Consider the following 8,530-nt stretch of genomic DNA (forward strand, 5'->3'; position numbering starts at 1 on the left):
GCGCGCGGCGCGCCCGGCGCGAGGCCCCCCCTCCCACCGCGCTCGCCCCGCGTTTTCCGCGCGCGGGCCGCGCCCCCCCCCCCCCCCCCCCCGCGGCCGCGCTGGTCGAGCGGAAGTCGAGGGAGGGCATTGCCTGCTCGGCCGAACCTACGATGAACCGGTGACCGCACCCGAGCCCTCGGCCCCTCAGCCCGCGCCCGCGCACGACCCCGCGACCGACCCGCTGCGCGACGTCGTCGCCGTCATGGACCGGCTCTACTCCCCGGGCGGGTGCCCCTGGGACCGCGAGCAGACGCACGAGTCGCTCGTGCGGTACCTGCTCGAGGAGGCGCACGAGCTGGCCGACGCCATCGAGACCGGCGACCGCGCGGGGATGCGCGAGGAGCTGGGCGACCTGCTGCTCCAGGTCCTCTTCCACGCGCGCATCGCGAGCGAGGAGCCAGACCCGTTCACGGTCGACGACGTCGCGGCCGACCTCGCGGCGAAGCTCGTGCGACGCCACCCCCACGTGTTCGCCGACACCTTCGCGGACACCGAGGTCACCGACCTGCACCAGCAGTGGGACGCGATCAAGAAGGCCGAGAAGCAGCGCTCGTCCGTGCTCGAGGGCATCTCGCACACCCAGGGCGCGCTCGCCCGCGCCCAGAAGGTCCTCTCCCGGGCCGGGCGCGGGGGACTCGGCGACACGGTCGGCGCGGCGCTCGCGGCGGCGTCGCCCGGCACCCCGGGCGGGGTCGCCGCGGGTGGTGCGAGCACGACGGCGGACGAGCGGCTGGGACGCGAGCTCCTCGCGCTCGTCGCGCGCGCCGAGGCGGACGGGTTGGACGCCGAGGCGGCGCTGCGCATCGAGCTGCGACGCGTCGAGGGAGAGATCGAGGCCGCCGAGGCCGCGGGCGCCTGAGCAGGTGACGGGCACGACGAGGGGGCCCGCCGCCGGAGCGGCGGACCCCCTCGTCGTCAGGAGGGCGGACCGGTGGAGAGGGGAACCCGGTGCCGGCCGGGCCCCACGGGCCGCTCTACCCGGTCAAGGGCCACCGGTCACGGTCGAGACGGTCGAGATCACCGTCTCCACCGTGCCCTGGTCGTCCGTGTAGCCGATCACCACCCGGATCTGGTGCCCGGCCTCGGCAGCCGTTACCTGGTAGGCGGTCGGCACCACGTTCTCCAGGACGCGGACCGTGGCGAAGCCGTCGGTCGACGCCTGCCACGCGTACGTGATGCCGGCCTCGGACGACTCCTCGAGCCCGTCGCCGTCGGTGAACCCGCCGAGGTTCAGCCCGCTCCCGACCGTCACGACCTCCGGCGACAGCACGGGCTGCGTCGGGACGTCGTTGACGTTGACGACCGCCGGCAGCGCGTCCGAGACGATCGAGCGCAGCTGACCCTGGTCGTCGCGGAACGTGACCACGACGCGCAGGAGCATCCCGCCGTCCCCGTCGCCCGGGACGAACGTGTCGACACGCCCGTTCGGTGCGTCGGGCATCGTGTCCCCGGTCGCGGACGGCTCCCACTCCTCGCCGCCCTCACCCAGCTGCCAGGCGAACCGGATGTTCGTCGGGTTCTGGACGAGCGACTCGTCGAGCACGACCGTCGCCGTGAGCGGCAGGTCCTCCGTCGGCGGATCGATCTGGCCGGCGAAGGTGACGGTCCCGAAGGACGCGCACGCCTCCATCGTGGCCAGGACGAGGCAGCCGTCGCCGAACTGCAGCATCTCGACGTTGCGCAGGACGTCGCGGCCGTCGCTCTCCTCGAGCTCCGCGGCGCCCGTGTGCTCGACGGCGGTGTAGCCGTCGCCGAGGTCGGTGACCTCGTACGCCTCCCGGTCGAACTGGTAGACCGCCGTGTCGACCACGCCGTCCGCCTCGTCGTCCTCCACGATCTCGCGGACGATCGAGATGTCGCCCGGGTTGATCTCGCCCGAGAAGACCCGGGTCTGGAGCTGGGACGCGTTGTCGAAGCGCTCGTCCCCGACGGCGAGCTGGACCCGCAGGTACGCGTCGCCGTCGATGAAGTCGTTCCCACCACGGCCCTCGACGAGGTCGCTGCCGGGACCGCCGATCAGCAGGTTGCTCTGCCCGTCCTGGTCGGCCGCGAGGGGGTCGTCCATGAACCGGAGCGCGTAGTCCTCGTGCCCGCCACCCGGTCGGAGGATCTCCTCCAGGCCGGGGAACAGGTCGAGCGTCTCCTGCGTCATCTTGTGCAGCGGCACCTCGTTGTCCGGGATGTCGTCGACCCCGAAGCCCTGCCCCCGCAGGACGTCGTCGCCACCGCCCCCGGAGAGCGCCTCGACGAGGTCGTACCGGTCGCGGACCGCCTGGACGTCCGGGCGTTGCAGCGTCGTGAAGCGCAGGTCTGCGTCCACGCCGCTGTTCTCGCCGTAGTACGTCACCCAGTCGTAGCCGATGGCGCCCTCGTGCCGGTCGGTGCCGAAGGCTCGGCCGACCAGCACGTCGTCGCCGCCCTCGCCCTCGATGTCGTCGTTGCCGGGACCGCCGACGATTACGTCGTTACCTCCGATCGTGTCGTTCTGGAACTGGTTGGCGTTGTCGCCCTGTGCGAGGTCGGCGTGCGTGCCGCCCTGGATCCAGTCGTCACCCTCGCCGCCGAAGACGTTCGTGCGCCCGGCGCCGCCGAGCACCACGTCGTTCCCCGTGCCGGAGAAGATGTCGTTCGGCGTGTCGTTGCCACCCACCATGAAGTCGTTCCCATGGCTGCCGAGCAGCAGGTTCACGCCGGCACCACCGTTGATGGCGTCGTTCCCGAGGCCACCCTTGATGTTGTCGTCGCCGAAGCTGTCCGTGAGGATGTCGTCGCCCGGCCCGCCGATGATCTCGTCGTTGCCGGAACCACCCTCGATACGGTCGTCCCCGCCGTAGCCCCACAGCGCGTCGTCGCCCTGGCCGCCGCGGATGCCGTCGGCCTCGGTCCGGTTGCCGTGGATCTCGACGTGCTCGTCGCCGTCCCACCGGTACGTGCCGTCGCCCGTCTGGGTCAGCTGCTCAGGCCAGGGGTCGGGCAGGTTCTCCAGGTCGAGCGCCGGGTCCGGGACGGAGAAGATGTCCGCCGGGAGCAGCGACGCGTCCGTGTTGCGCTGGATGAGCTTGGCGAACGAGTTCGCCTCGAGCGCCGCGAAGAGCTGGTTCCCCTGGTTGCGGAACAGGTAGTAGAACCTGTCGCCGAACTGGAGGTTCTCCAGCTGCTTCTCGAACACGAAGTTGAACGTCGAGCCGAGCATCCCGCCGAACGGGTCCAGCGCCTCCGCGAGGCCTCCCGTCCAGAAGTCGACGTTCTCGAGCCCCGTGGTCGTCAGGCCGTCAGGCTGGTCGGCCCACGCGCCCGTGCTGTGCACGAAGTCGACGCGGTCGGCCGGGGCGTCCTGCGCGAGCGGTGCGAGCCCGGCGATCACGGCTTCGACCTCGGGCGAGACGGCGATCGTGCCACCCAGCACGACGATCCGGCCGGGGTCCAGCTGCTCGATCGCGTCGAGCACGACCTGCGGGACGGCCCCGGTCGGCGGGACGAGCAGGACGGGTGACCCCGTCAGGCCCGCGACCGGGCCGACGGCGAGACCGTCCGGGAAGTTCGTCCCGGTCGTCAGGTAGAGCGTGTCGACCGGGCCGGTGAACTCGTCGAGGGCGAGCATCGCGGCGGTGTCGTAGCGCGTGGCGCCCGCGACGCGGGTGACCGTGGCGCCCGGTACGGCGGACCGGATCTGCGACTCCGCCGTCGCGCTGATCGCGAGCGGGCCACCCAGCACGACGACCCGGTTCGGGGCGAGCCGGACCAGCTCGGCACGCGTCGGTGACGGCAGGCTGCCGTGCGCGGTGAGCAGGATCGGGTGCCCGTCGCGCGACGCGAACGCGGACGCGGCGAGCGAGTCGGGGAAGTTCTCCCCGGTCGCGACGTACACCGTGTCGACGGTCCCGCTGGGGACGAGGGCGTTGCTGATCTGCGCGGCCGTGTCGTACCGGGTGGCACCGGCGACCCGGGTGACGGGCCCGTCGGTGTAACCGTCCAGGTTGGTCACGACGCTGTCGAGCACGGCGAGCTCTCCGCCGAGCACGACGATCGTCTGGGGCCGCAGCCTCAGGAGCTCGGCGGCCGTGGCCGCCGGGACGCCGTGCCTGTCGACCAGGAGGATCGGGCCGTTCCCCGCGGCCGCCGCAGGTCCGCCCGCGAGAGCGTCGGGGAAGTTGTGCCCCGTCGTGATGTAGACGACCGGCACCCCGGGCCCGCCTGCCGCCGGCGTGGCGAAGTGGGAGCTGCTGATCTGGGCCGCCGTGTGGAAACGCGTCTCGCCGGCGAACCGCTGGACGAACCCCTCGCCGGACGGCGTGCCGTTGACCAGCAGGGACGCCGCGTTCCGCTTCCCCTCGACCGTGGTCTCGGCGAGGATTGTCGGGTGCGTGCCGTAGGCCGCCACGAAGTTGGTCAGGGACGCGTTGCTCCCGCCGCGGCCGAAGTTGTCGCCGTTCTTGAGTCCCAGCCCGAAGTCGAACCAGCTCTCGTACGGTTCGAGCGTCGGCGACCCGGTCGCGGCGAAGAACGTCCGCCGGGCCTCCTGGAGACCGGGCGTCCCGGTGTCACGACCCCGAAGCATGTTGATCGTCGCGAGGTCGAGCGGCAGGCCGAGCAGGTTGTTGCGCAGCGTGCCGATGACGTGCTCGTCGATCTGCCCGGCCACCTGGTTGGTCGTGCCGTTGACGACCGCGCCGGCCGCCTGCTCGGGGGTCAGCGTCCCGTCGTCGTCGTACGTCCGGGGATTGAGGAAGCCGTCGAGCAGGCTGACCCCCTCTGTCCCGAACCCCTGGCGGTCGATCTCCTCCGTGAGCATCGAGTGCCCGAACCGGTAGACGACGTGCGCGTACTCCGCCACGATCGCCGGGTCGACCGTCGCGTCATAGCTGTTCTCGTTGAACACGATCGGGTCGACGTTCGGCTGGATCTTGCGGGCGAACTCCTCGAAGACGAGGTGCTGGTACTGCATCTCCGTCGCGAAGCGCGCTGCCTGGAAGAGCCGCTGCTCGTAGCTCCAGTCGTCGTCCTCCGGGCCGGGGAGCTCGTCGCCCGACCGCTTGGTCGGCCACTGGTGCTCCAGGCCCTGGTAGGCCTTCTGGAGCTCCGGGTTCTCCGCGAGCACGCCGTCGATGTACCCGACGAGCCGGTTGTGCTCCGCGTGAAACACGTGATGGACGGCCGTGAGCCCGATGTTCTCGTTGCCGCGGCCGTCGCCGGTGACGAAGTGCTCGTCGAGCGCGACGTTGTCGTAACCGGCCAGGGACTGGTCGGTGACGGGCGACCCGTCGGCGTTGAACAGCGGGATCCCGGGCGGGATCGGGCTGCCCTGCTCGTCGAACTGCTGCGGGACGAGGTTGCCGTCCGCGTCGAACAGCGGCGTCGAGCCGTGTGCGATGTCGTCGAGGAACGCGTGGGCGGTGCCGAGCGCGTTCGTCGTCGGGACGGGGTCGGCGACGTCCCCCTCCACGTTGAGAGGGTCCTCCGTCGCGGGGTCGCCGTCCTCGTCGGTGACGAGCACCGGGAAGCCGTTCGGGCCCGGGACGAAGTTGCCGTAGAGGTCGACCGCGACCTGCGGCACGTTGAGCACGTCCGCGTCGGTGAGCTCGATCCCCAGGACCTCGTTCGCCTGCCGCTTGACGTCGGCCCACGTGGTGAGGCCGCCGGTCCCCCCGCCGGGGAGCGTGCCGTCGAGCAGGCGGCCCGTGTCGTGCGGCACGCCGTCACGCAGCTCGTACTCGCGCAGGAACACCTGGTGCGCGGGGTGCGACGTGTATGTCTGGTTCTGGTCGACCCACGGCGTCGTCTGGTTGTTGTGCTGGTCGTCGTCCGTGCCGACCACGCCGTCCGGGCCGGGCAGGCGCGTGGCGCGCGTGAGGACGAGGAAGTTGGTCCGCGACGCCGGGTCGTACAACGGGTCGTCGGGCTGCAGCGGGACGACCAGCGTGCCGTTCCCACCCTTGTTGACGAGGTCGAGGCCGTGGTCGAAGAACTGGCCGAAGAACGTGAACCAGGCGTTGAAGGGGGCGGAGAGGCCCTCGTCCGGCGCCGTGTTCGGGATGTACACGGAGCCGTCGGGACGGACCTCACCGCCCTCGGTGCTCTCCGCCGCGTTGACGGCGGCGGGGTTGTCGGCGCTCTGGTCGACGATCAGGTTGGAGATGATGCGCGGGTCGGCGTCGTAGACGAAGCTGCCGGGCGCGAACATCGAGTAGCAGGTCGTGCCCGCCGTGCACATGTCCGTGGCGCCGGGCGGGTTCGGGGGTGAGAACGGCGGACCGGGATCGGCCTCGCGCCACGTGGTCCCCAGATGGCGGGGGAACGCGCGGTCGGCGCTGCCGTACTCCTCCTGGCCGGCGAGCAGGTTGTTGAACGAGCCGTCGACGGTGCGCAGCCCGAACGGGAGCGCCGGGCTCGGGACGCACTTGCCGCTCTTGTCCGTCGGGTCGTCGCAGAGCAGCGTGCCGCCCGCGGAGTGCGCCTCGGAGACCTGGATCTGCCGGAGGATGAACTCGAGGTCGTGCGCGGTCAGGCGGAACGACGGGTCGGGATCGGTGACGGCGGCTGCCGGGGTGCTCACGAGCGTACCCGCGAGAAGAAAGGCGAAGAATGCGGCGATGAATTTCCTCGTGTGGTGGGATCGCCGCGCCCCTTCAGGGCGACTTTGAGAGAGTTTCATGGCGAGTTGTACCCCTTTGAACGGTGCTGTCGTCGTTGGCAGCACAACGGTTCGTGGCGCCACGGTAGCCGTGAGCTCAGGTGAACAACAGGTGAACACCGGGTGAACTTCGTTGAATCAAAAAAGCCAGACAATGGCATGCAGGAGCCATGAACTGGACGAACGTTCATGATTTGCCTGCATGCTGGTGGTCGCCGATCGGGACGGTGGGGCGGCCTCGGTCGGGGTGGTGCCCGTCCCGCCCGGGACCTAGGTCATGGACCGTTCCGCCGAAGTCCTTCCTGCCAGCCCACGGACCGGACGCAGCGGCGCAGGTCACATCCGGGCACTAGGCTGTGGTCGTAAACCCACCACCGTCGCGGGCGCGCACGCGGCGTCCCGGGTTTCCCTGCCCGGGTCGGCCACACCCCATTCGATGCGCCCGCAGCCCTGCCCCGAAGGAGCACCTGTGGCCAGCATCGAAGCCGTTGGAGCGCGCGAGATCCTCGACTCCCGCGGAAACCCGACCGTCGAGGTCGAGGTCGTCCTGGACGACGGGACGTTCGCCCGCGCCGGAGTGCCGTCGGGCGCGTCGACCGGTGCGTTCGAGGCCGTCGAGCGTCGTGACGGCGACAAGTCCCGCTACCTGGGCAAGGGCGTCGAGGGCGCGGTCAACGCCGTGATCGACGACATCGCCCCGGAGCTCATCGGCTTCGAGGCCGAGGACCAGCGCCTCATCGACGCCGCCCTCATCGACCTGGACGGCACCCCGAACAAGGGCAAGCTCGGCGCGAACGCGATCCTCGGCGTCTCGCTCGCCGTCGCGAAGGCCGCCGCGAAGAGCGCCGGCCTCGACCTGTACCGCTACGTCGGCGGCCCGAACGCGCACGTCCTTCCCGTGCCGATGATGAACATCCTCAACGGCGGGTCGCACGCGGACTCGAACGTGGACATCCAGGAGTTCATGGTCGCCCCGATCGGCGCATCCTCGTTCCGCGAGGCGCTCCGCACCGGCGCGGAGGTCTACCACTCCCTGAAGTCCGTGCTCAAGGGCAAGGGCCTCGCGACGGGCCTCGGTGACGAGGGCGGCTTCGCGCCGAACCTGCCGAGCAACCGCGACGCGCTCGACCTGATCCTCGTCGCGATCGAGCAGGCCGGGTTCGTCCCCGGCAAGGACGTGGGCCTGGCGCTCGACGTCGCCGCGACCGAGTTCTTCAAGGACGGCGCCTACCAGTTCGAGGGCAAGGCGACGAGCTCGGAGGACATCATCGCGTACTACGAGCAGCTCGTGCGCGACTACCCGCTGGTCTCCATCGAGGACCCGCTGTCCGAGGACGAGTGGGGCGCCTGGTCGCAGCTCGTGGCCGAGGTGGGCGACAAGGTGCAGATCGTCGGCGACGACCTGTTCGTCACCAACCCGGAGCGCCTCGCCAAGGGCATCGAGCTCAAGGCGGCGAACTCGCTCCTGGTCAAGCTCAACCAGATCGGCACGCTCACCGAGACGCTCGACGCCGTCGAGCTCGCGCAGCGCAACGGCTTCACCGCGATGGTGTCGCACCGCTCGGGCGAGACCGAGGACACGACGATCGCCGACCTGTCCGTCGCGACGAACGCCGGCCAGATCAAGACCGGTGCCCCCGCCCGCGGCGAGCGCATCAACAAGTACAACCAGCTCCTGCGCATCGAGGAGGCGCTGGACGACGCCGCGCGCTACGCGGGCCGCGGCGCGTTCCCGCGCTGGACGGTGCAGGGCTGACCTGCGGCTGACTGTCCGGTCGCGCAGCACCTCGCCGGGACGTCCCGGCACCCCCCGCTCTTATACACAAAACCAAGCCCACCCACACAAGCTGCGACGCG

General features: G+C 70.9%; 3 protein-coding genes. 2 read left to right on the top strand and 1 reads right to left on the bottom strand.

Annotated elements, in window-relative coordinates; all coding sequences use genetic code 11:
- Positions 1-160: 160 nt before the first annotated feature.
- Positions 161-901, top strand: coding sequence for a nucleoside triphosphate pyrophosphohydrolase (locus ACFWH7_RS04900; RefSeq protein WP_378215328.1), 741 nt, complete (start codon positions 161-163; stop codon positions 899-901).
- A gap of 123 nt (positions 902-1,024) precedes the next feature.
- Here the strand turns inward: ACFWH7_RS04900 and ACFWH7_RS04905 are convergent, their stop codons facing one another.
- Complete coding sequence (locus ACFWH7_RS04905; protein ID WP_378215329.1) at positions 1,025-6,595, bottom strand: peroxidase family protein; 5,571 nt, start codon at positions 6,593-6,595, stop codon at positions 1,025-1,027.
- 547 nt (positions 6,596-7,142) lie between these two features.
- On the opposite strand from ACFWH7_RS04905, the gene eno reads away from it, so the two are divergent.
- Positions 7,143-8,429 carry a phosphopyruvate hydratase gene (gene eno, locus ACFWH7_RS04910; RefSeq protein ID WP_378215330.1) on the top strand — a complete coding sequence of 429 codons (1,287 nt, stop codon included), beginning with the start codon at positions 7,143-7,145 and terminating at the stop codon, positions 8,427-8,429.
- The last annotated feature ends 101 nt before the right edge of the window (positions 8,430-8,530 follow it).

The sequence above is a fragment of the Cellulosimicrobium cellulans genome (assembly GCF_042723955.1).
Classification (GTDB): Bacteria; Actinomycetota; Actinomycetes; order Actinomycetales; family Cellulomonadaceae; genus Cellulosimicrobium; species Cellulosimicrobium cellulans_H.